Source organism: Treponema pectinovorum (assembly GCF_900497595.1).
Lineage (GTDB): Bacteria > Spirochaetota > Spirochaetia > Treponematales > Treponemataceae > Treponema_D > Treponema_D pectinovorum.
Genome location: NZ_UFQO01000001.1, coordinates 188,384 through 211,282, shown reverse-complemented (window position 1 = coordinate 211,282; position 22,899 = coordinate 188,384). Strand labels below are relative to the sequence as shown.

The 22,899-nt window shown below is 37.0% G+C and carries 15 protein-coding genes; 3 read left to right on the top strand and 12 right to left on the bottom strand.

The genetic code is table 11. From position 1 onward, the window contains the following. Nucleotides 1-16: 16 nt before the first annotated feature. The 9 genes from FXX65_RS00935 to FXX65_RS00895 form a co-directional block, all read right to left on the bottom strand. The gene (locus FXX65_RS00935) at nt 17-2,122 is read right to left on the bottom strand and encodes a tetratricopeptide repeat protein (protein ID WP_147614690.1); all 2,106 of its coding nucleotides are present in this window, start codon (nt 2,120-2,122) and stop codon (nt 17-19) included. Between the two features lie 19 nt (nt 2,123-2,141). Next, nucleotides 2,142-2,972 (bottom strand): hemolysin family protein, encoded by an 831-nt coding sequence (locus tag FXX65_RS00930; RefSeq protein WP_147614689.1) that lies wholly within the window; start codon nt 2,970-2,972, stop codon nt 2,142-2,144. Nucleotides 2,973-3,024: 52 nt separating this feature from the next. Then, the gene (gene ybeY, locus FXX65_RS00925) at nt 3,025-3,501 is read right to left on the bottom strand and encodes an rRNA maturation RNase YbeY (RefSeq protein ID WP_147614688.1); all 477 of its coding nucleotides are present in this window, start codon (nt 3,499-3,501) and stop codon (nt 3,025-3,027) included. Next, nucleotides 3,494-5,188 carry an HD family phosphohydrolase gene (locus tag FXX65_RS00920; protein WP_147614687.1) on the bottom strand — a complete coding sequence of 565 codons (1,695 nt, stop codon included), beginning with the start codon at nt 5,186-5,188 and terminating at the stop codon, nt 3,494-3,496. The genes ybeY and FXX65_RS00920 overlap by 8 nt, the downstream gene beginning before the upstream one ends. Further along, nucleotides 5,172-6,134 (bottom strand): PhoH family protein, encoded by a 963-nt coding sequence (locus tag FXX65_RS00915; protein WP_147612559.1) that lies wholly within the window; start codon nt 6,132-6,134, stop codon nt 5,172-5,174. Before FXX65_RS00915 ends, FXX65_RS00920 begins: the two co-directional genes overlap by 17 nt. An 89-nt stretch (nt 6,135-6,223) precedes the next feature. Beyond that, nucleotides 6,224-9,496, bottom strand: coding sequence for an LPS-assembly protein LptD (locus FXX65_RS00910; protein ID WP_147614686.1), 3,273 nt, complete (start codon nt 9,494-9,496; stop codon nt 6,224-6,226). Nucleotides 9,497-9,537: 41 nt separating this feature from the next. Continuing rightward, nucleotides 9,538-12,444, bottom strand: a complete 2,907-nt coding sequence (uvrA, locus tag FXX65_RS00905) for an excinuclease ABC subunit UvrA (RefSeq protein WP_246104323.1) — start codon at nt 12,442-12,444, stop codon at nt 9,538-9,540. A gap of 31 nt (nt 12,445-12,475) precedes the next feature. Then, on the bottom strand, nt 12,476-13,576 hold the full coding sequence (trpS, locus tag FXX65_RS00900; protein WP_147614685.1) for a tryptophan--tRNA ligase: 1,101 nt from the start codon (nt 13,574-13,576) through the stop codon (nt 12,476-12,478). A 128-nt stretch (nt 13,577-13,704) separates the two neighbouring features. Continuing rightward, the gene (locus FXX65_RS00895; RefSeq protein WP_147614684.1) at nt 13,705-15,255 is read right to left on the bottom strand and encodes an extracellular solute-binding protein; all 1,551 of its coding nucleotides are present in this window, start codon (nt 15,253-15,255) and stop codon (nt 13,705-13,707) included. A gap of 121 nt (nt 15,256-15,376) precedes the next feature. Here FXX65_RS00895 and FXX65_RS00890 point away from each other — a divergent pair, with 121 nt between their 5' ends. Then, the gene (locus tag FXX65_RS00890) at nt 15,377-16,837 is read left to right on the top strand and encodes a bifunctional folylpolyglutamate synthase/dihydrofolate synthase (protein ID WP_147614683.1); all 1,461 of its coding nucleotides are present in this window, start codon (nt 15,377-15,379) and stop codon (nt 16,835-16,837) included. A 14-nt stretch (nt 16,838-16,851) separates the two neighbouring features. Here FXX65_RS00890 and alr read toward each other — a convergent pair whose 3' ends face one another. Then, nucleotides 16,852-18,009 (bottom strand): alanine racemase, encoded by a 1,158-nt coding sequence (alr, locus tag FXX65_RS00885; protein WP_147614682.1) that lies wholly within the window; start codon nt 18,007-18,009, stop codon nt 16,852-16,854. 149 nt (nt 18,010-18,158) lie between these two features. Here alr and FXX65_RS00880 point away from each other — a divergent pair, with 149 nt between their 5' ends. Next, complete coding sequence (locus tag FXX65_RS00880; RefSeq protein ID WP_147614681.1) at nt 18,159-19,166, top strand: hypothetical protein; 1,008 nt, start codon at nt 18,159-18,161, stop codon at nt 19,164-19,166. Between the two features lie 48 nt (nt 19,167-19,214). Beyond that, complete coding sequence (thrC, locus tag FXX65_RS00875; RefSeq protein WP_147614680.1) at nt 19,215-20,633, top strand: threonine synthase; 1,419 nt, start codon at nt 19,215-19,217, stop codon at nt 20,631-20,633. Between the two features lie 58 nt (nt 20,634-20,691). Here thrC and FXX65_RS00870 read toward each other — a convergent pair whose 3' ends face one another. Beyond that, nucleotides 20,692-21,183, bottom strand: coding sequence for a deoxycytidylate deaminase (locus tag FXX65_RS00870; protein WP_147614679.1), 492 nt, complete (start codon nt 21,181-21,183; stop codon nt 20,692-20,694). Between the two features lie 213 nt (nt 21,184-21,396). Continuing rightward, on the bottom strand, nt 21,397-22,737 hold the full coding sequence (locus tag FXX65_RS00865) for an NCS2 family permease (RefSeq protein WP_147614678.1): 1,341 nt from the start codon (nt 22,735-22,737) through the stop codon (nt 21,397-21,399). Between the last annotated feature and the right edge of the window lie 162 nt (nt 22,738-22,899).

The window sequence follows — 22,899 nt, the reverse complement described above, 5'->3', positions numbered from 1 at the left end:
TATTTAGCAATTTGTACTAGTAGATTTTCCTTATAAGTTCAACAAAAGCTGGCACTCGTTTTAGACCTAAAGTTTCGACTGTAAGCTTTTCTTTGGAATCGTTTTCTATAGTCTTACCTTTTTTGTCCGCAGCAGGTCTTGAATCTTCTACAACATTTTTTTCTTTTGCAGATGAAAGATCTTTTATCAAAACTTCATCTCCAAGATTTACCCTGTCGTAAAAACTTTTCTGCTGTAAAGTGCCTTGCGAAATTTCTTCTGCAACTTCATCTATTGTTATCTGAGCCAAATAATCATTTTCACTCACAACTACACCAAGTCCTGTATCCGAAGTTCTTATTCCGCCTGCTTTTACAACATCCAGCACAGTTCCTTTTACCATGCCATCGGATTTACCTAAATCAAGTAGAACATTGTTTCCACTTTGTTTTAAGATTTTTCCACGAACAGGAAGCATATTCAAAATATCACTGCGCAATGAACGCACACTAGATGAAAATTTACCGTTACCAGTTCTAAAAAGGCTGAATTTTGTGATTTGTGTTCCGTTTCTTCCATTATAGACAGTCGCTTCAAAAGTAACTTCTCTTTGGGTTTCCTCAAATTTCAATATGATAAAATAATCCTGCCGATTTTGCCTTGCAAGAGAAAACGCCTGCGCATAATTTAAAACTGGCTCTTCTCTTACAGAAACATAGGCTTTTGATTCACCAGTAAAACTTTCGCACAACATTCGCGCTGCAATTTCTTCTGAATCGCAGTGAATAAGCTCAAAAGGGCTTTTTGTATAGTAAAGTCCTATGTTCCATCTGGTTTTATCAAGATAAAAAGAATCAACATCCCAGCGGGAATTCAAAGAATTTTTCATCAAAGAAGAATACGCTTCTATTGTGTCATCCATAGAAACATATTGGGACAATTCTTCTGAAGAAAGTTTTGACCTGTCGATTTTAGAATTTTCTTTTATAAAATTTAATTGATTTAGATATAGTTCGTTTAAACCAAGTTTCCCGATAAAATTTGCATATTTAATTCGTGCAGGAAAATCATTAGGTGCAATTTTTAGCGCTCTTTGATATTCGTATCTAACTTGTTCACCCTTAAACTGCTTTGAATATTCATCTGCTTTTTTTATGTGATAATCTGCCCATTGGATCCTGTTTTCATCTTCTAACGAAAAATTTTGAATCACTAAAATCTCAAGTGCGCTACGCAAAATTTCATCGTTCGGATCAATCTTTAACGCCTCCCCCCATATTGAAAGTGCATCCTCGATTTTTCCAATTTTATATTTTGCTCTTCCTTTTAAATACCAAGCACTTATATTGTTCCGATTCTGATTTATAAGATAATCGCAGATGTCGCAAACTTCATCGTATTGTTTTTGAGAATAGAGTACTGAAGCCAAAATGAGATACGAGTCTGTATAATCGGTTTTTAATTGAACGCTCGCCCTTGCCCTGCGTTCTGCTTCTTTAAAATTTCCTCTTTTTGCATTTAAATAGGCTGCAAGATATTGAACTTCTGGCTGCGAGGCATGGTAGCGAAGTGCCTGATTTATGTAACTTTGCGAGGCTTCGTCTTTGCCTGTTTCTGCTGCCAAAACTGCAAGCGAAAGAAGTGCTCTTCTGTTTGTTGACTGTCTTTTTAAAGCTTCTAAATATAATTTTTCTGCGTTATCAAAGGTTCCATCGTAAAGTTCAAGTTCTGCAAGTCCAAATCTTGCTTCTACATTGTTTGGATAATCGGATATAACTTTTTCAAAAAGAGAGCGTGCTTCTGCAAGCCTTCCAAGCGAAATGAGACACATTCCCTTCAAATTGAGAATATCAACTCTGTCTTTTGCATATTTTTCTGCAGTTTCTATATAAGAAAAGCAAAGTGCAAAATCGCCTGTTTCGTAAGTTACTTTTGCAAGATTAAACCACGCTTCTCCAAATGCAGGATTTTCCTGTACAGCCTGCAAAAACTCTTCCCTTGCTTTGAACCAATCTTCGACATTCTGAAATTTTACGCCGTTTTCAAAATGTTTAAGAGAAGTTTCTTTAGATTGAGAAAAAAGACTTGAACTAAAAAAAACAGATAAAATAAAAATTATCGATGCGATTTTATTTTTTCTCAATGCAGTTTGCTCCTTTTTATTATTCTTTTACAGAGGCTTGCTCACCTTCGCTCTTTTTAAATACCTTTATAAGATTAACACGATGCCCTTCCATATCCTGAACGATGAATTCAAAATTATTCCAAGATATTTTTTCGTACTTTACAGGAATTCTGCCAAATAAATCTAAGACAAAGCCACCCAAAGTATCAAAATCTTCAGTTGGAAAAGACGAACCGATATTTTCATTTAAATCGTCAAGGTTGACCCTTGCATCGCAGAGCCAAATTTGGTTACCGATTGAAAGGATATCTTCTCTTTCGTTGTCAAACTCGTCTTGAATGTCGCCGACAATCTCTTCTATTATGTCTTCCATGCAGACAACGCCGCTAACTCCGCCATATTCGTCAACTGCAATCGCTATGTGTATGTGTCTTCTTTTAAATTCTCGCAAGAGTCCGTCAATTTTTTTTGATTCAGGAACAAAATAAGCTTTTCTTAGCAATTTTTCCAAATCGATAGCTTTCTTTTTAGAAATTGCTGCGAGCAAATCTTTTACGTAAAGGATTCCCAAAACATTGTCAATCGATTCTGAATAAACAGGAAACCTCGAATGTCCGCTTTCTGCAATCTTTTCCAAAAGCTCTTCTTCTGGAGTTTCAATCGAAAGAAAATCTACATCAATTCTTGGAATCATAACTTCCTTTACAGAAGTTTGAGAAAGATCTTCGATTCCCTTTATCATGTCTTTTTTTTCTTCGATTAAACTCAAACTATCTTGACTTTCTGAATGTTCATCTTTGGAATCTTTGTTCGCGTTTGAACTGTGTTTTTTTTCTTCTTTTTTCTTTGTGAATTTAAAAATACTCATAACAACCCTGCTCGATTTTTTATCTACCTTAATATTATTTATTGTTGCAAAATCAAATCAATTCTATTTGTGAAAGTGATTTTAAAATTTTTTCCTGCAATTTTAACATTTCGCATTCAGGTTCAACTCCGCTTTCAACATGCTCATCTGCGTGATCCATTCCATTTAAATGAAGAGTGCCATGTATCAAAAGCCTTTTTAATTCTTCATTTTGGCTAACCTTAAAATATTCGGCATTTTTTGGAAGAGTGTCCAAACTAATTATCAAATCTCCAGCACTTAACCATTTTTTGCCTTCGCCATCCGTATATTCTTCGCCATTTTCAAAAGAAAGAATATCTGTTGGAGAATCTATATCTCTGTAATTTTTATTTAAGTCGCGGATAAAATCGTCGTTGCAGAACAAAATTGAAATTTCCTGTCCGTCATAACCTAATTTTTCGAGTAAATCCAATTCAAAAGTTTCAATTTTTGAAAACCAGACAGGTTCTTCCAGGTCTTCCTGCATAGAAACCAAAACTCTATTCATCTTTTTTTACCTCAGATGTTTTTTCTTCTGTTGAAGAAGTTTCGTCAGGATCTTTTTGATTTTGATATTTAATTCTTCCGTGATAGTACGCGGCAAGAATCGAAACAAAACTATTTTTTATCTTTGTAAGCTCTCCAAATGTCAATGAGCAATCGTCCAACTGGTGATTTTCTATCTTTGCGTTTATAATTTGCGAAATGAATTTTTCAAGACGAGGGGCTGTTGGTTTTTCAAGCGATTTACAAGCCGCTTCAACTCCGTCTGCAAGCATTACTACAGCGCTTTCTTTTGTAGAAGGAAGATTTCCGTCGTAACGAAATTCCGCTTCGCTTACGTTAGGGTCAAGAGATTTTGCTTTGTTATAAAAATATGTGATTACAGAATTTCCGTGGTGTTCTGCAATTATATCTATGATTTTTGACGGAAGATGCAACTGGTGCGCTTTTTCCACACTGATTCTGATATGGCTTTTTATTATAGAAACCGAAAGCGAAGGATTTAAATCTGTGTGCTTGTTTTCTGTGTCTATGTTGTTTTCTGTAAAATATTCAGGGTGCTCCATTTTACCAATGTCATGATATAAAGAAGCAACTCGTGCAAGAAGAAAATTCGCGCCAATTTCCTTGCAGGCACTTTCTGCAAGTTGACTTACCATTATGCTGTGCTGATATGTTCCGCTTGCAGTTAAAAGAAGTTTTCGTAAAACAGGAGCATTTTGATCGCTTAAATCCATCAATCGAAAAACCGAAGCGGTGTTCATTATTATTTCAAGTGGAGTTAAAAGGCCAAGCACAATTATTCCAGATATAAAACCGTTAAATGCAAGTCCACTCAAAACAAAAAATGCGTCCGAAAAAGAATCGTTAAAAATCACTTTTAAAACGCAGATGTAAACTATGTTCAATACAGCAATTCCAATCGAAGAGAAAATCATATCGATTCTGCGTTCTATGCTGTGTACGATTCTTACAAGAGTGAGCGAAGAAGTTAAGGTGAATAGGAACGGAATCAGTTCAAATCCTGTTGCACAAAGAACTCCAAAAGAAATTAGGATTGAAAAATAAAGTCCAAAAATCTGCCCAAACAGGATAGAAACCAAAGCAACGCAAAGTGCAGACGGAATTATGACAGGAAGTTTATATAAATTCTGGAACAGGACAGCCTTATCGCCAAAGGCGCTTGCAAAAAAAACTACCACAAATAAAAAAGCTGTAAGGAAAACTTCTTTAAATTCAATTTTGTGCCCCAAACATGTTTTGCTGAATAAAAGAAAAGCAAGTGCAGAAACGAGCATCAAAAACAAAACCTTGTCGGCAAACGCCCTGTAGTCTATGTAAGACGGAGAGGCTGCCATCTTTTGAAGTTTTAAATAATCTTCATCTGTTATAGGAAAACCCTTTCGTATGATTTTTTCGCCCTCTTCTATTGCAATAGGAAACTGCTCGTCTGGCGGAATTGATTTTGAAGATATTATAGTCTTGTCCGCAATCATTCCTGTTTCGTATTCTTCGATAGAATAAGACGCTATCGTTTGGCTTGTGCTGGCATCCAAGTAGATTATTGAAGTGCATGCAGCAAAAGCGATTAAAAAGACAAGCAAAACCGACCATCTATCCTTTAGATATTGAAAAATCTGTCTGTTTGTCTGTAAAAAAATATATAGTATTCCGTTATTCTGTTTTGTCATTTTCGTAAGCCCGTACAATTTTTCTTACAAGCGCAGAACGAACGACATCTTCGCCATCCAGTTCTACGATGCCAATTTCATCGATTCCCTGTAAAATGTCCAGTGCTTGAACAAGCCCTGATGGAGTTTTTTTAGGTAAATCGATTTGTGTAACATCTCCTGTTATAAATACTTTTGAATTTTCACCCATTCTCGTAAGGAACATCTTCATCTGCTCCCTCGTAGAATTTTGTGCTTCATCTAAGATTACCGCCGCATTGTTAAGAGTGCGTCCTCTCATATAAGCAAGCGGTGCAATTTCTATTATATCATTTTCCTGCATTTTCTTCACTAGTTCACAAGAAATACACGCATTCATAGAATCGTATAGCGGTCTTAAATATGGATTTATCTTATCTTCCAAATCTCCAGGCAAAAAACCAAGATTTTCGCCTGCTTCGACTATAGGGCGAGTTAAGATTAAAGAATTGACCTTGTGGCTTAAAAGGAGACGCAAAGATTCAGCAATCGCTAAAAAAGTTTTTCCAGTTCCAGCAGGACCGCAAGCAAAAACCAAGTCTGAACTTCTAAATGCCTGTATGAGTTTGGCTTGATTTTTAGTTTTTGGATATATTTTTTTTGAAGAGCCAGGAATTGAAATTGCGTATTGACCTGCATCAAAATTCTTTTTTACTGAATTATTTTCAAAACCAGTATTTAAAATCGATTCGACGATTTCTGAGCCAGAAGAAAAATTTTCAGAGGCTTCGTCTGTAAGACGGTCTATTATGAATTTAAATTCCTGCCGTTTTTGCAATGACGACTCTGCAATGGAAATTTCGTTTCCACGCGTAAAAACTGGAACGCCCAAATGTTTTTCTATAAGTTTTAAATTTTTATCATTTGTTCCGCAAATTTGTGAAAGAACAGATGTATCATCAAGGACTATGGTGTATTCGTTTTCCAATCGCATTTCCTTAAGTTGTTAGATTATATCATACATTTTATGATTTTTAATTTTTTTTATTCCAGACATAAAAGCGCAATCCGTCAATTTTAATTCAAACTCCACTTCCCATATTCGTCTTTTATTTCTGTCTTCATTCCAGATAGAGGTCTCCAGCTTACGCTCAAAGAAAAATAAGGCGAAAAATCATAATGAGCCTTTGTTGTAGATGTGGCTGCTATATAGCGTGGAGAAATTTTAAATGAGCAGTTTAAATCCCAATCGTCAAGGTCGTGCGTTATTGTCATTACCAGAGATTTTAATTTAAAGCCAGACTTCTTGCGTATGTCGTCGTTGTCAAATCTAAAAGAATCTATTAAATCTTGAACAAAACTTCTTTGACCTTTGCTATTGTAATAATAATCGTAATCGCTTTGTGGGCAAAAATATCTGTAAAAAACAGAGTTTCTGCTTTCTGCACTAAATGAAAAATCCAAAAAGTTATTAACTTTAAATGTAATTTTGGGAATAAACACAAAATAACTGCTTGTAGGTCGAACAAAGTCGTATACAAGGCTTGCCGACAGCGAAGGACTCCAACTTATGCGCTGTGTCCAGTATTTAAATGTTTTAGAAGGATTTGTATAGGCAAGACTCAATGAATAAGGTTGAAATCTCTTGTTGGAACTTGATTGCCAACCTTTTCGTCTTGTACCGTCTATGACAAATTCGTAATCTGTCGTGTAACTCATAGTATAGGCAAGTTGTGCCCCGTAACCGCTCAATGAAAACTTAAGTGAATCCTGCTCTTCTTTTTCCCAATCGTAAACATAGGATTGACTTAAATTCAATTTATCCGAAAAAAATTTTACACTCAAAGTCTGCGATATATTTTGTTTTACCCAAGTTTCGTCGGTTGAGCTTCTCTGTTTTATTCCTGTTGAAACGGCAAAACTCGTATTAGGAAAGCCAAGTGAAAAAATTCCGCTGTAAGAGTCAACTTGTGGCGGAAGCGTTGTCGTAAGCGAAAGTTGCTGCGAATAGTCGCCTTCTTTTGCAGCTAAAACCATATTCAAATTGTGAGTTGTAACGCAGTCTTCATCTGTTAAATCTGTAGTAAGATATTCCCACTCTGGATTATTTACGTCGTCGCTTATGTATTTTGTGCGAATCATCTTTACGTTTGTATTCCAGGTTAAAGCCGTTGCAGAAAAATATTCTGTGTAATAAAAGGGTTTAAAAGAAAGCGCATTTGTGTTTGTTAAATCAAGTTTTTTTGCACTGTAGTCAGCTTTCTTGATGGAATTTACCGCACTTTCTGAATAGCCGCCTTTATTGGTGTCCGTGCTTAAATATGGATGACTTTGATACACAGGATTAAAGGTAAAACTGTCCGTTAGAGAAAGAAAACTATCCTTATAGCCCAATACGCTTGTTAAAACGGTAGGAGATTTTACCTGAATATATGTAGACTGAAGTGTTTTCCAGTCAAAATCTTCAGGAACATTGAGTTTTAAAGAAGAATAAGAAAGCTGCGATGAAAATTCGGGGCTTATGGTATACGAAAGTTTATAATTAATTCCGCTAAGAGATTTTGTGCTTGCATTTACAGTTGCAATCGAAGGCAAAACTGTCTGCTCAAAAATGATATTCTTTTCTTCTGCAAGTTTTTCTTCATCTTTAGAATATTCTTTTTTATCGCTATCGGTTTGATTTTGTTTTTGTTCTTTTTGTTCCTGCTCCTTTTTCTTATCTTCTTCTGTCTTTAAATCTTCTGGAAGTAAAAGCGAAAGGTTTGTAGTCTGTTTTTTTGTAGTTGCTGCTGCGGGGTATTGAAATATAGTACCTCCAATTCTTGCTGAAACTTTTAGAGGAGTTATCTGGCTTGGAAAATAAAACTGCCGTTCTGGAGTATATGTAGCCCATAAAGAATCGTTTGAATATTCACTTCTGCCTGTTAATGTTGCATTTCGTGAAGAATAGACGATTGAAGAAGAAAAACTTGAAAGACTGAGTGAAGAAATATAAGGCTTAAAAAAGTCCGCAATCGAAAAAGTATGTGAACCGTTTAATGCCCAAGTAAAAGAAGAAACTGTTGTCTGTGTGGTGTTATCGCTATCGTCTACTCCAGACATCAAAAAATCTATCCAGTCCATCGTTTCTGCGCGTTTGTTAAAGTCATAATTAAAATACGGATCTGAATAAAGCGGCATAGAAAGCGAGATTGAAAATGGTTTTGAAATTGCAAGTTTTAGATTTGCCTGATAGCGAAACGGCAATTCAAGCCCCATAAAATTGGATTTATCTAAAACCTTGTCGCCCTTTGAATTGTACGGAATATAGGTTTTTCCATCTTTAAATATCGTATTTGAAAAACCCACTTCTGTATTAAACTCAAAAGTTGAAAAAATTGAAGAAGGACTTAAAACAACGTTGCTACCAACCATTGCTCCAAGATTAGAATAATAGTCTGCCATGATTTTTACGTGATTTTTCGTATCGCCACTGTAATCATCATCTAAATTATGAAGAACAAGACCTTCCCTCACCTGCTCTTTTAAAGAGCCTGTTTTCATAAAACTAAAGAGATTTATCTTATCCTTGTCTTTAGAATCTCCATCGCTTGTGGAAGCGGCATCGGCTGGTTTTCGACCATAAAGATATGTCGTCGTATTTATGAAATATCCTTCGCGATTTTTGTATCCCATAGCAGGATTAAAAATAAGTTCATCTTTTGGATAGTAAAACGCTGGGAGATATAAAAGCGGAATGCGCCCAACATACAAAAGCGCACTCAAAAATGCAAATTCTCCGCCAGGCAAAAGCCAGATTCTCTTTGCTCTGATTTTCCAATGCGGATTTTCGTCATCGCAAAAAGTCAATTCTCCATTTTTAAATGCAATCGTTCCTCCTGAATCACGACCAAAGATGTCGCTAGAAACTATCAAGGTTGAACCAGAGGGAAGATTTATAGCATCGGAAGATGTTTGAACCGCCCTGCCGTTATCAAATACGCCTTCCAAAGTGGAAGTGTTAAAGAGTAAACTTCTTGCACTTATTTTTTCACCACCAGAAGATGAGCCCTTGCTCTGTTCAAGAGTTACATTTCCTTCTGCAAAAAGCATTTCTGAAGAGCGATTGTAATTGACTTTGTCGGCAGTTATCGTAGTTTTCGAGTTTCCTTTGGTAACAGAAATCTTTACAGAACCGGTAAGTACTATAATATCGCCATCGGATTCTTCGTCTTTTTTATATTCTGACCTTTCTGCCGAGTCTATACTTATTATTGAAGTTTCGTTTTTATCGCCTTCCGCTGCAAAAACCGCCTGATAAAAATTAAAGGAGAAAAATAAAACTGTAAAAAGCAGAAAACTTTTTTTCATCGATTAAATATCTATGGCCTCAAATTACAACGATTTATTTTCTACTCTCCACGCAAACTTTTCAAGGTTTGATTGATATATTTACCAGTCCAGCTGCCAGTTTTTTCGTAGCGTTCTGCCAATTCTTCCGGAGTTCCAAAATCTACAACCTGCCCACCTCTTGTGCCACCTTCTGGACCTAAATCGATTATATAATCTGCTTGAGCTATAACATCAAGGTTGTGTTCTATCATGACGACGGAATTGCCTTTATCGACAAGTTTTTGAATAACATCCATCAAAATCTTTACATCAGCAAAATGGAGTCCTGTAGTAGGTTCGTCCAAAATGTAAAGAGTTTTTCCTGTTGAAGGACGTGCAAGTTCTGTTGCAAGTTTTACCCTTTGAGCTTCTCCCCCAGAAAGAGTTAAAGCGCTCTGACCGAGTTTTATATATCCAAGACCTACATTTTTTAGAGTTTCAAGCTTACGCGATACATGTGGAATGGAAGCAAAAAAATCCGCAGCTTCTTCTATCGTCATATCAAGCACATCCGAAATGTTTTTTCCTTTATAGCGAATGTCCAAAGTTTCCTGATTAAAACGATGCCCATGGCAAACATCGCACTGAATAAAAACATCAGGCAAAAAATTCATTTCGATTGTAAGAGTTCCTGCACCCTGACATTTTTCGCACCTTCCGCCTTTTACATTAAAACTAAAGCGTCCTGGCGTATAACCGTGAGATTTTGACTCTGGAAGGCTGCTGTATAAATCCCTTATTGCGTCAAAAACACCAACATAAGTTACAGGATTTGAACGCGGAGTACGTCCAATTGGACTTTGGTCTATATTTATAACTTTGTCGATATTTTCAATTCCTGTTACGCTGTCGTGAAGTCCTGCTTTGTATTGAGTTCTCATCAATGCGTTAGAAACTACAGGATAAAATACATCGCTCAATAAGGTTGATTTTCCTGAACCGCTTACGCCAGTTATACAGGTGAATGTTCCCAATGGTATTTTTACGCTTATATTTTTTAGATTGTGTTCTCGAACTCCGTTTATGCAGATAAAGTTTGAATTTCCGCTGCGGCGAACAGAAGGAAGGGTCATATTTATCTTTCCTGCAAGATACTGACCTGTAATGCTGTTTTCAACCTGCATAACCTGAAACGGTGTGCCGCTTGCCATAACTTTGCCACCATGAACCCCAGCCCCAGGTCCAATATCTACAACCCAATCGGCAGTACGCAAAGTCTGTTCATCGTGCTCAACAACTATAACGGTATTTTTTAAATCTCTAAGATAGGTCAAGGTGTTTATCAAGCGTTCATTATCACGCTGATGAAGCCCGATGCTAGGCTCATCCAAAATATACATAACACCAGTAAGACCAGAGCCAATCTGTGTTGCAAGTCGGATTCTCTGCGCTTCGCCACCAGACAAAGTTCCTGCTGAGCGGCTCAAAGTAAGATAATCGAGCCCGACATTTTTTAAAAAGTTCAGACGAGATTTTATCTCTTTAAAAAGCTGACCTGCAATCAATTCTTCGGTTTTAGAAAGTTTTATGTTTTCAAAAAAAGCAAGACTTTCTGCAACGCTAAAATCGCACAGTTCAATTATGTTCTTATTGCCAATCGTAACTCCGAGCGCTTCTTTTCTAAGCCTTTTTCCATGGCAACTTGAACACTCAGAAACAGACATGTATTTTTCTTCCATGCGCACTCTCTGAGCTTCGCCCCATGCCTCATTGTGTCGCCTTTTCATCTCTGCAAGCACACCAATCCAAGGCCTATTATATTCAGAAAATCCTTCGCCGCTTTGCTTTTTATAAATCCAACGGATATTCTTTGTTAAATCTCCATTCCAAAGCGAAGAAAATTGCTTTTTTGTCAAATCCTTTATAGGAGTGTCTAAAGTCCAGCCATTTGCCTGTGCAATTGCTCCAAACATCGCTGCATTCCATTCGCTGTCTGGGTTAAAAAACGGAAAAACTCCCTTGTTAAAACTTAGGGAAGAATCAGGCATAATCTTTTTTTCATCCCATTCCATTTTTTCGCCGATGCCAGTACATTCAGGACAAGCACCAAACGGATTGTTAAATGAAAAAAGCCTTGGCTGCAATTCTGGAATAGAGATTCCGCAGTCTGGGCAGGAATTTTTTTGCGAGAAAAATACCTCTTCCTCTTTAAAACCTTTTTCGCTGGTGTCTTCTATCCTTTTTAGGACAATTAAAATTCCATTTGAAGTTTTTAAAGCCGTTTCTACAGATTCTGCAAGTCTTTTTCTTATATCATCTTTTAAAACGATTCTGTCAACGACGATTTCTATGCTGTGTTTTTTTTGCTTGTCGAGTTTTATGGAATCTGAAAGTTCAACCATAAGACCGTCAATTCTTGCGCGAACAAAGCCAGAATTTTGAGCGTCTTCTATGATTTTTTGATGTTCGCCTTTTTTCCCGTGAATTACAGGAGCCAAAAGCGTTATCTTTGTTCCTTCTCCCCAACTCAATATCGAATTGATTATCTGGTCGTCTGACTGCTCTTTTATTTCCCTTCCGCAATTTGGACAATGAGCATGACCAATTCTTGCAAACAAAAGCCTGTAATAATCGTAAATCTCTGTAACGGTTCCAACTGTAGAGCGGGGATTGTTGTGAGTGGTCTTCTGTTCGATTGAAATTGCAGGCGAAAGCCCTTCGATTAAATCGACATCTGGTTTATCCATGCTGCCTAAAAACTGGCGTGCATAGGAAGAAAGGGATTCCATATATCGCCTTTGACCTTCTGCAAAAAGCGTGTCAAAAGCCAATGAGGATTTTCCAGAACCAGAAAGCCCAGAAATTACGACGAGCTTGTTGCGCGGAATTTCCACATTTATGTTTTTAAGATTATGCTCGCGCGCTCCGCGAATTACAATTTTTTCGCCTTCTACTTTGTTTATTGCGTTAATTTTTTTTTCTTCCAAATTCGTTCTCGATATTTTACTGATTTAAATTTTAGATATTCATATTCATTGCAGTTCTAACTTCTTCGAGTGTTTTGCTTGCAATTTGTCTTGCTTTAAAAACTCCGTCGTTAAGAACTTTTTTGATGTAAGTTTCATCTTTTTCAAGTTCTGCTCTTTTTTGGCGAAGTGGACGCAATTCTTCATTTAAGACTTCTGTAAGTGTATTTTTTAGCATTCCGCCTCCGCCATCTCCTATGCGCTCGGCAATCGCTTGTGGCTCTTCTCCTGTACAAAGGGAAATTATCCTCAATAGATTTGCAACTTCTGGGCGAGTTTCTGGCTCATAAGTGATGTGGCGCTCCTGATCTGTCTTTGCTTTTTTTATAGCCTTTGCTGTTTCATCTTCTGTTGCACAAAGCATTATCGTGTTTCCAAGCGATTTAGACATCTTGCTTGCACCGTCGAGCCCCAAAATCATAGGTGTTTTTGAAAGCAAGGCGTGCGGTTCAGGGAAAATCGGTTTTTCAGGAGAAAATTTTTTATTAAAGCGCTTTGCGATAAGCCTTGCAACTTCCAGATGAGGAAGCTGGTCTTTTCCAACAGGAACAACATTGCCCTTGCAAAAAAGAATATCAACCGCTTGGTGAACAGGATAAGTGAGCATTCCCGCATTTACAGACTTCATTCCTGATTTTAGAATTTCATCCTTAACTGTTGGATTTCTATCCAATTCTGCACTGGAAACAAGCGTCAAAAAAGGAATCATAAGTTGATTCGCTTCTGGAACATGGCTGTGCGGATAGATAAAAACATCGTCGCTAACCTCAATTCCTGCTGCAAGATAGTCTATTACGAGTTGTTTTGTATTTTGGCTTATGCTTTCAAAGGCATCGTGATCCGTTAAAACCTGATAATCTGCAATCAAAATCATAGTCGGAACGCCCATTTTAGAAAGCCTTACGCGATTTTTCAACGAGCCAAAGTAATGTCCTATGTGGAGCCTTCCTGTAGGGCGATCACCTGTTAAAACCTTGTATTTTTTAGGATTTATTGCAATGTCTTTTTCAATTTCTTCTGATTTTTTTACCGCTTCTGCAAGTATTTTTTCAGCATTTGATTCTTCTACAAAAGATTCTTGGATTTGAGCCATTTTTGTTCCTGTCAAAAAAAATAAGGCTGGCAAAAAAAATTGCCAACCTCTAAATTATACAAAAATAACCTTTCCGCTTCAATTCAAAACGGATTCAGGAATTTACTGTGAAAACTTAATGGGAATATTTACCAAAGAAGTTGATTCTCTTTAGCGTATCTTACGCCTGCATCATTCCAACTCTTTCCACCGATTTTCTTAAATTGTTCAATAAATTCGTTCCATGAATCTCTCGTCATCGCTCTTTTTCCTGTAACAAACTCAATAATTCCCTGCTCGTAAAATCTTTTTATGTCAGCATCTGGCAAAGGCATTGCATCGCTTCCTACAGCAGGAGTATAGGAAAGGCTATCCATCTTTTTTAAAACGTCGAGAGCGGACATAGTTTTTCCTGAATAAGGCGCTTTGTATGTAGGATAGCGCGAATAAAGCTCTATATCTCCATTAAAAAATACATACGCTCTAAGCTGTGTAAACTTTTGATTCGCAGGTTTTGTAAAGCCTTTTTTTGGATCTGGAAGTCCCTTTGTAACAGGAACACCGTTTTCATCCAAAACATAGTTTACGCCTTTTTGTCCCCAGCCCAAAAGATAATATCCTTCGTCGCTGCTCATCCATTCAAAAAGCCTTGCAATCGCGTCCTTCTTTTTTTCTGCGTTTGCACTTATTGCAGTTATCCTAAATCCTTGAATCCAACACCCAGTTGATTTTTCTCCGCGTGGTCCTACAGGTGGTTCTATTACAATCCATTCACCATTTGGAAAATTTTTATCAAAAGGCTCGTAATTGCTTTCTGCTGCGAGGGCTGCGTTTTGCTCTCTCATGCAACCGAATTTTCCCTGCTTCCAGCTCGCCCTAAAATCGTCTTTTCTGTAGACAAGCCAGTTTGGATCTATAACTTTTTCATCGCAGAGTTTTTTTATGAATTCAACCGCTTCGTAATATTCAGGGCGTAAAACATTTAAACCTGGATGTTCTTTTGACATAGACCACGTTCCTTCAACTCCAAAAGCACCCATTATCGGCTCAAATCTTCTACCAAATCCCTCTTGATGCGGATATACTTCTACAAAGGCGCCAAAACCATAGGTGTCGTCCTTGCCGTTTCCGTCTGGGTCATCAAAGGTAAAGGCTTTCATCACTTTTACAAAATCATCCAAAGTTACAGGAACTGGAAGACCGAGTTTATCAAGCCAGTCTTTTCGTATGCACAAACCTTCGTTTCTCGGAATAGAGCCTGGACTTGCCAAACCGTAAGAAACTCCGTTGACACTCGTATACGACTTTGCATATTTATCATACATAACGCTGGTTCTATGTGGCATTTTTTCGTACATATCGTCAACAGAAGCGAGCATTTTGTTGTTTATCATATTTAGCCACGGTTCACGGTTTACAGTAAAGACATCTGGAAGAGATTTTGAAGCGGCCGCTGCATTTAACTTAACATCCCTGTCATTTTCGTTTGAAGGGAGCATCGTAAGTTTTAAATCTATGCCCAGTTTTTCCCGAATTATATCGTAGGCAATCCAGTCGGCAGGAGGCTCTCCAGCTTCACTTACAGTTCCTCCATACCACATAGTAATTTTTGTGAGTTTTGGCTTTTTTGCACTCGTAAAAATAAAAGAACAGCAGATAACACCGATAGCGATGATTGCAATTTTTAAATTTTTTTTCATAAAAATACTCCCAAATCGTTTTGATAAAATATTTTGATTATCACGATTATGCTGGAAATTTTATCATCGTATTTTCAAGCGGGCAAATTTATTGCATATTAGTAAAAAAAAGAGGCGTGAGATGAATAAAAATGATAGTTTTATCCAGAATGAAGAAGATGTTTTTTGTTCGTCCAAAATTAAAGAATTTGAAAACTGGCTTAATTCGTTTTTAAACTTTGAAAAATTCCCACAAAAAAATATGTTCTGGCTTGATACAATGGAATATTTTTCAAAAAAGGCAGACCGTGCAAATCTTTTCTGCAAGACTTTTCACGTTGCAGGCTCAAAGGGAAAAGGTTCAACTTCGGCTTTTATCGCTTCGATACTCGAACAGGCAAACATCAGGACTGGACTTTACACTTCGCCACACATACTAAACTTTTTAGAGCGAATAACAGAAAATCAAAAATTTTTTAGCCAAGAAGTTTATGAAGAAGCGGCGGAAGAACTCGTTTCGCTTGTAGAAAATGCTGAATCTGTAGAATTTTTAAAAAACCGTCCGATAACCTGGTTTGAACTTGTAACGCTTTATTCGTTTTTGTGCTTTAGAAAAGCAAAGGTTGAATGTGCAATTTTTGAAGTTGGACTTGGAGGAAGGCTCGACGCAACAAATGTGATAAAGCCAAAAGTCTGCTGCATAGGCCCTATAGAACTTGAGCATACAGAATACCTTGGAGACACTGTAGAAAAAATCGCCCAAGAAAAAGGTGGAATAATAAAAGAAAACACCCCAGTTGTGATTGCAAAACAAAAGCAATCCGTAAAAGAAGTATTTAAAAAAATTGCAAAAGAAAAAAACGCGCCCATATTTTTTATAGATGAAATCTGCTCAAATATAAGCATGAAAATTCACGTAGTTTCAGATGAAAATAAATCTGATTGTCCGGATATAAACACAGCTTCGAAAAAAAGCTTTCCCCTTTTAAAAATGAAAACACAAATTGATTCAAAAATTTTTGCAAGGCCGTTAAAGGCCGATTTAAAACTTTTGGGAGATTTTCAAGCGGAAAATGCAGCCTTGGCGGCAATCGCCGTAAAACTCGCTTTTCCAGAAATTCCAGAATCAACTATAGAAAAAGGACTTGAAAAAGCGAGCCTCCCTGGTCGCTTTGAGATTTTAGACACGCAAAAAATTTTTAAAGAGCTTCCTTTTATAATTTTAGATGGAGCGCACACTCCTCGAAGCGTTGCCTTTACTTTAAAAACGATAGAAGAGGCAAAACTCAATGTAAAAAATCTTCTTTTTGCTTGTGCAGAAGATAAAAAAATCGACGAAATTGCAGAACTTTTTAAAGGTTTTTCAGGGAAAATATTTTTAACGATACCAGGAACTGTAAAAAAATCGGATTTAAAAAAGGTTGAAAACGCATTTTCTTCAAAAGGAATAAAATTCCATTCAGATTCGAATTACATACAGCAGATAAAAAATGCAATCGAACAAAGTAAAAACGACAAGTCAGCGCTTTTAGTTACAGGTTCATTTTATCTTGTGGCAGAAGTAAAAAAATACATCAAAAATCTTTACGAAGACTTATCGTAAAATTTAAAGCAACCTCAATTTACAAAAATCCTTGGAACTCGTTTTGAAATTCCGCAGGTAATTTCGTAGCTTATAGTTCCAGTTAAATCTGCAAGTTCCTGGGCAGAAAAATACGCTCCATTTTCTTTTGCACCGAAGATAACAGCCTCATCAAATCGATTTATTCCATTTCCGTCTGCAATGTCGACCATACACTGATCCATGCATATTCTTCCGCGAATTGAATAAGGTTTTGATTTTATGCAAACTTTAAGTCCGCCCTTTATCTCGTTAAACCTTCTAAATAGTCCGTCTGCATAGCCAATGGGAAGAACTGCAATCTTTGTTTTTTGTTTAGAATACCAGAGCCTTCCATACGAAACTGCGCGCCCCTCTTCAAAATCGCGGATTGAAAGTATTTTAGAAACAAGCTCCATTACAGGCTTTAAAAATACCTTTTCCCCAGATTTTTCAAAATATTTTTTAGTAAAATCTCCAGGATAATAACCGTAAACCGTAATTCCAGAGCGACACATATCAAGGTGCATATCAGGAAAAGCGAGAGTGATTGCAGAATTTGCACAGTGTCTTATTCCAGGATTTATACCTTTGGCTTTTACAAAATCTATCGCACGCAAAAAATTTTCAAACTGAAATTTTGTGTATTTTATGTCGCTTTTTTTTAGAGAATCTGCAACAGCAAAGTGAGTACACATTCCTTCAAGTTTTAAGACACCAGTATCTAAAATCTTTTGAGCTTTATCTGCTGCCTGTTCTGGTAAGCATCCAAGCCTTCCCATTCCCGTATCCACTGCAAGATGAACAGGAAAATTTGTTATTTCAAGTTTTTTGCATTCTTCGGCAAAAAGTTCAAAGTATTCATCATCAAAAATAAAAGGCGTAAGTCTGTTTAGAACGACATCTTTTATTTCTTCTTTTTGGCAGAGGCTAAAAAGAAAAATTGGAACATCAATGCCCGCTTTTCTTAACTCAATGCCTTCTAAAACCGTGGCAACAGCCAGAAAATCAACACCGCATTCAACAGCAACTCTTGCACATTCAACAGCTCCGTGCCCATAAGCATCCGCTTTTACCGTTATGCACATCTTTGCGGAAGGTTTTATCTTTGTTCTTATATAATTTATATTGTGCCTTAAATTTTCCAAGTGTATTCTTGCAAAAGTCGCTCTCATAACATTTTTAATAATAGATTTTTAAAACTTTTTAAGCAATATTTTTGCATAAACTGCGATGAGAAATTTCTTATCTTAATTTTCTTTGTAATTATTGAGAATAAGTTACATTTAATATATATTTTAAAGATATAAATTTGGGAGAAAAAATGAAAAAATCAATCGCATTCACATTATTTACAGCAACTATACTTTCATTTACGATTTCTTGCGTATCAGTTCCACCTGCAAACACAGATACTTCAGTGCAGGAAACTCAAACAAAAAAAACATCAAAACCTAAAGAATTAAAAGTGATAAACAGCTCTTCTGTTCCTGCTGCTGTTCAAGAAACAAGCGAATCCCTTTATGAAAAAAAGATAAAAGGACTAAAACTCATCACGGTTTCATATCCAAAAGAAACGCAAAAAGGGTGCGCCTTTGACGAGCCTTTTGTTTTTGAAGCAAAAAGTGCAGACGGAAAAGCAGTTGTTGGTCTTGAGCTTTGTGTTTCGTATCCAGATACAAGAGTCGAAGGAAGAATCTCTTATTCCACTGCAACTTTGACAACAGATTCTTCTGGAAAAATTACTTTTTTTCCTGCCACGCCAACAAATTCATTCAATTCAAATATAAGTGCGTTTCCTGCTGGAGATGTGACAAACCCTGCAATCGCAAAACTGGCTGGCGAAGTTTCGGTTTCTGCTCCTTATAAAGTTAAAACAAATTTAGCAGTGGCCGGAGGAACAATATCGATTGTAGATTTTAACGCACAGGATAAACCGATTTTAAACAATTCAATTTCTTCTTCGAATGTGTTGGTTTCTTTGATTCAAAAAGGATTTAAAAGAGTTGGAAATGCGGATTTTTCAAACGAGATATTAAAAGACGAACCAGCAAGAATTTTCAATGTAGCAAAAAATCTTTTAGGAAATACTTCTGTTTATCTCGTATACGGAACTGTAAAATACGCTTCTCAAGTAGAAAAAACTCAGGACAATAAATACACTCTCACCTTAAAAGGAAAAATAACCTGCCTAGACATGAAAGACGGTTCAATACTTTGCACAGCAGAAGAAAGCGCAACCGTTATAGAAGATAAAGAATGGAACTGCATAAACAGCGCAAGAAAAGAACTTGCACAAAAGTTTGCAGATGATATTTACTACGGACTTTGATAAATCTAAAAAAATATGTAAATAAAAATATAGGATAAGGATTTTGCTATGATTTACACAGACACAAGAGACAAAACTGCAAAAGTGGATTTTAGAACAGCGGTTGTCAACGGAATGAACGAAAAAACAGGAGGACTTTACATTCCTGTAGAATTTCCAAAACTTGAAAAATCATTTTTAAACAAAAATCCAGAACCACCTTTCCGCGACATAGCTTTTGAGATGGCAAAACCTTATGTGGAAGGCGAAATAGACGATAAAAATCTCAGGGCAATTATAAACGATGCTTATCCTTTTCCAGCAAAGGTTGTTGCTGTAGACCCAAATTCATATATCTTGGAACTTTTTCATGGACCAACCTGCGCTTTTAAAGATTTTGGTGCAAGGTTTATGGCAAGGGTTATGTCGTATTTCAACAGAGGAGAAAATTCGCCTCTTCACATCTTGGTAGCAACTTCTGGAGACACGGGCTCCGCAGTAGGAAGTGCGTTTCACAACGTTCCAGGCTTAGATGTTACAATACTTTACCCAAAAGGGAAAATTTCACCCTTGCAGGAAAAACAGCTTTCGACCTTTGACAACAACGTAAGGGCTTTAAAAGTAGACGGCACTTTTGACGACTGTCAAAAACTCGTAAAGACAGCATTTACAGATGAATCGTTACGCTCAAAACTTCGACTCTCTTCTGCAAACTCAATAAACATAAGCAGACTTTTGCCACAGAGTTTTTATTATATGTATTCTTCACTTTCTGTGAAAAATAAAGCATGGCAATACAACAAGATAGAAGAGCCTTCAATAATAATGGTAGTTCCAAGCGGCAATTTTGGAAATTTGACCTCAGGACTCATAGCAAAAAAAATGGGAGCGCCAATAACTGGTTTTGTGGCTGCAACAAACACAAACCGCACAATTCCCGATTGGATTGCAACCGGCTCTTACAACGCTCGCCCTTCGATTGCAACGTACGCAAATGCAATGGATGTAGGTTCTCCAAGCAATTACGAAAGAATCGCTGCAATGTATAGTTTAGAAGAAGTAAGGCAACTTTTTGCATCCTACTGGCTTGATGACGAGGGAATAATCAATTCCATAAAAGATTGCTATTCAAAAACAGGCTATGTTATAGACCCACACGGTTCTGTCGGCTGGAAAGCATGGAGCGACATAAAAAACGGCGCAATGAGAGATTTAGTTGCCGGCAAAAAAAATGACTACACAAAACCGGGTCTTACCCCAAACATCCCATCTTGGGTGGATGATGTAATCACAAAAAAGAATGCAATCGGCGTAATATTAGAAACCGCTCATCCGGCAAAATTTGGCTCTACAGTTACAAAAGCGACAGGCAAATCGCCTTCAATTCCAGACAGGCTCGAAAAAGTTTTAAAACTAAAAGACTTATCAATCCCAATGGAAAACGACTACGAGCAGTTTAAAGACTGGCTTTTAGAAAATCTGAGGTAAAAGTTTCATCGCTTTCACAAAAGCTAGCCAAACTTACAAAAAAGCCACACTTTTCATCTTACATATCCTTGTAAGTTTGAATCGTATCTTCTAAATGCTCAATTTTTACTTTTGCTTCGTCAAACATCTTAATGCTGTCGTTTTCGTCGTGGTAATGCTTTTCGCACACAACTCGCTTTATCCCGCAATTTATCAGGAGCATCGCACAAGTTCTGCATGGAGTCATCTTGCAATAAACAGTTCCGCCGTCAATCGAAATTCCCCTTTTAGCCGCCTGACAAATTGCATTTTGTTCAGCATGAACTGTTCTTACGCAATGCTGGCTTATAGAACCATCATCATGAATCACTTTTTTTAAAAGGTGCCCAACTTCATCGCAATGAGCAAGACCAGAGGGGCTTCCAACATAACCTGTAACCAAAATTCTGTTGTCCCTTGCAATAACACAGCCAGACCTTCCCCTATCGCAAGTAGCCCTTTTTGCAATAGTCCTTGCGACTTCCATAAAATATTCATCCCAAGTCGGGCGCACGTATTTTTCACCTTCCATAATTCCTCCTGATTTTTAATTTGGGCGCTTCCTGCCTAAAGGCAGGCCGCTATGTCCGCAGTTCCGCTGTCGCTCCAGCCCCGCTTAAAACAGAATTGCGAGGCCGCCAAAGGCGCTGCTACCAGCGCTAGCGCATAAATCAATCGCATAAAAAAAACGGATACTCGAAAAAATATATCGAATATCCGTTCCATTGAAAAGACAAACTAAAACTTATTTTAAAGCTTCAAATATTATGTCTGCAAGGAAAATAAAAGCCAAAATCCAAGTTATAAGCGGGATATCCTTTAACTTTTTCCCAGCAACCTTACAGATAACGTAAGATATAATTCCCCACATAATACCTTTCGCAATGGAATAAGCAAAAGGCATAGTCATAATAGTTATGAATGCAGGAATTCCCTCTGTAGCATCTTCAAAGTGTATACCAACAACAGCCTTCATCATAAGATAGCCAACAAAAATTAAAGCAGGAGCAGTCGCAGAAGCAGGCACCAAGAAAAATAAAGGAGAAAGGAACAAAGAAAGAAGGAACAAAACAGCAGTAACAACGGAAGCAAGACCTGTTCTTGCACCAGCTGCAACTCCAGAGGTAGATTCAACAAATGAAGTTACAGTAGAAGTTCCTACGCAAGCACCAACAACAGTTCCAACAGCATCAGAAAGAAGAGCGCCTTTTGCATTTTTTACATTTCCGTCAGAAGTCAAAAGGTTCGCTTGATTTGCAACCCCAAGTAAAGTTCCTAAAGTATCAAAGAGATCTGTAAAGAAGAAAGTAAAAAAGATTACAAAAAATTTGCCTAGTACAACACCAGAAAAATTTCCAGTAGCACTGTCAAAAAGTATGCCTTTAAAATCAAAAGCAAAAAGATGAGGAGTGTGCGGAGTCGAAAAAGGTCTAAAAGACTCAGGAACAGAAGTTACTCCAAAAGGAATTCCAATCAAGGTTGTCAAAATAATGCTTATAAGTATTGCTCCAGGAACCTTTAATACATAAAGAACTATAGTAAGAACAAGGCCGATAACAGCAACAATAGCAGTTCTATTTTCAAAGGTAAAATTTACAAAACCAATAAAACTTCCAGTGTCAGTTTTACAAAGGCCTGCATTAACCAAACCAATTATACAGATAAAAAGACCAATTCCAACAGAAACGGCTTTTTTAAGACTTTCTGGTATAGATTTTATTATCGCCTCTCGAATACCGCAAAGAGAAAGTAAAATAAATAAAACTCCTTCAAGAAGAACAGCAGTAAGAGCAAGCTGCCAAGAACAGCCCATTCCTAAAACAACGGTATATGTAAAAAAAGCGTTGAGTCCAAGTCCCGGAGCCAAAGCTACAGGAAGATTTGCAACAAATCCCATCATAAGAGTGGCAATCGAAGCCGAAATAGCTGTTGCAGTAAATACAGAACCCCAGTTCATTCCAGAAGCAGAAAGAATATTGGGATTTACCGCAAGAATATAAGCCATCGCAAGAAAAGTAGTGATACCTCCGACAATTTCTCGGCTTACCGAAGACCCTCTTTCCCGAATTTTAAAGAATGTTTCCATTTTTGATATACCTCCATAAAGGAAAACAAATGAGAGAAAATTATATCATTATTTTAAAACAATGAGAATAATTTTTTTATAGATTTAATAACAACTTGAATATATTTGATTGTATTGGATTCAAGAAAAAACTGATTACTTGGTAGAAGTTAAAAAAAATCT

What these genes read in the sequence shown, in the direction of transcription:
- FXX65_RS00880 (WP_147614681.1), top strand. Translation starts at nt 18,159, where the DNA reads ATGAAAAAATCAATCGCATTCACATTATTTACAGCAACTATACTTTCA.
- FXX65_RS00890 (WP_147614683.1), top strand. Translation starts at nt 15,377, where the DNA reads ATGAATAAAAATGATAGTTTTATCCAGAATGAAGAAGATGTTTTTTGT.
- thrC (WP_147614680.1), top strand. Translation starts at nt 19,215, where the DNA reads ATGATTTACACAGACACAAGAGACAAAACTGCAAAAGTGGATTTTAGA.
- FXX65_RS00865 (WP_147614678.1), bottom strand. Translation starts at nt 22,737, where the DNA reads ATGGAAACATTCTTTAAAATTCGGGAAAGAGGGTCTTCGGTAAGCCGA.
- FXX65_RS00930 (WP_147614689.1), bottom strand. Translation starts at nt 2,972, where the DNA reads ATGAGTATTTTTAAATTCACAAAGAAAAAAGAAGAAAAAAAACACAGT.
- FXX65_RS00910 (WP_147614686.1), bottom strand. Translation starts at nt 9,496, where the DNA reads ATGAAAAAAAGTTTTCTGCTTTTTACAGTTTTATTTTTCTCCTTTAAT.
- trpS (WP_147614685.1), bottom strand. Translation starts at nt 13,576, where the DNA reads ATGGCTCAAATCCAAGAATCTTTTGTAGAAGAATCAAATGCTGAAAAA.
- FXX65_RS00920 (WP_147614687.1), bottom strand. Translation starts at nt 5,188, where the DNA reads ATGACAAAACAGAATAACGGAATACTATATATTTTTTTACAGACAAAC.
- alr (WP_147614682.1), bottom strand. Translation starts at nt 18,009, where the DNA reads ATGAGAGCGACTTTTGCAAGAATACACTTGGAAAATTTAAGGCACAAT.
- FXX65_RS00895 (WP_147614684.1), bottom strand. Translation starts at nt 15,255, where the DNA reads ATGAAAAAAAATTTAAAAATTGCAATCATCGCTATCGGTGTTATCTGC.
- FXX65_RS00870 (WP_147614679.1), bottom strand. Translation starts at nt 21,183, where the DNA reads ATGGAAGGTGAAAAATACGTGCGCCCGACTTGGGATGAATATTTTATG.
- ybeY (WP_147614688.1), bottom strand. Translation starts at nt 3,501, where the DNA reads ATGAATAGAGTTTTGGTTTCTATGCAGGAAGACCTGGAAGAACCTGTC.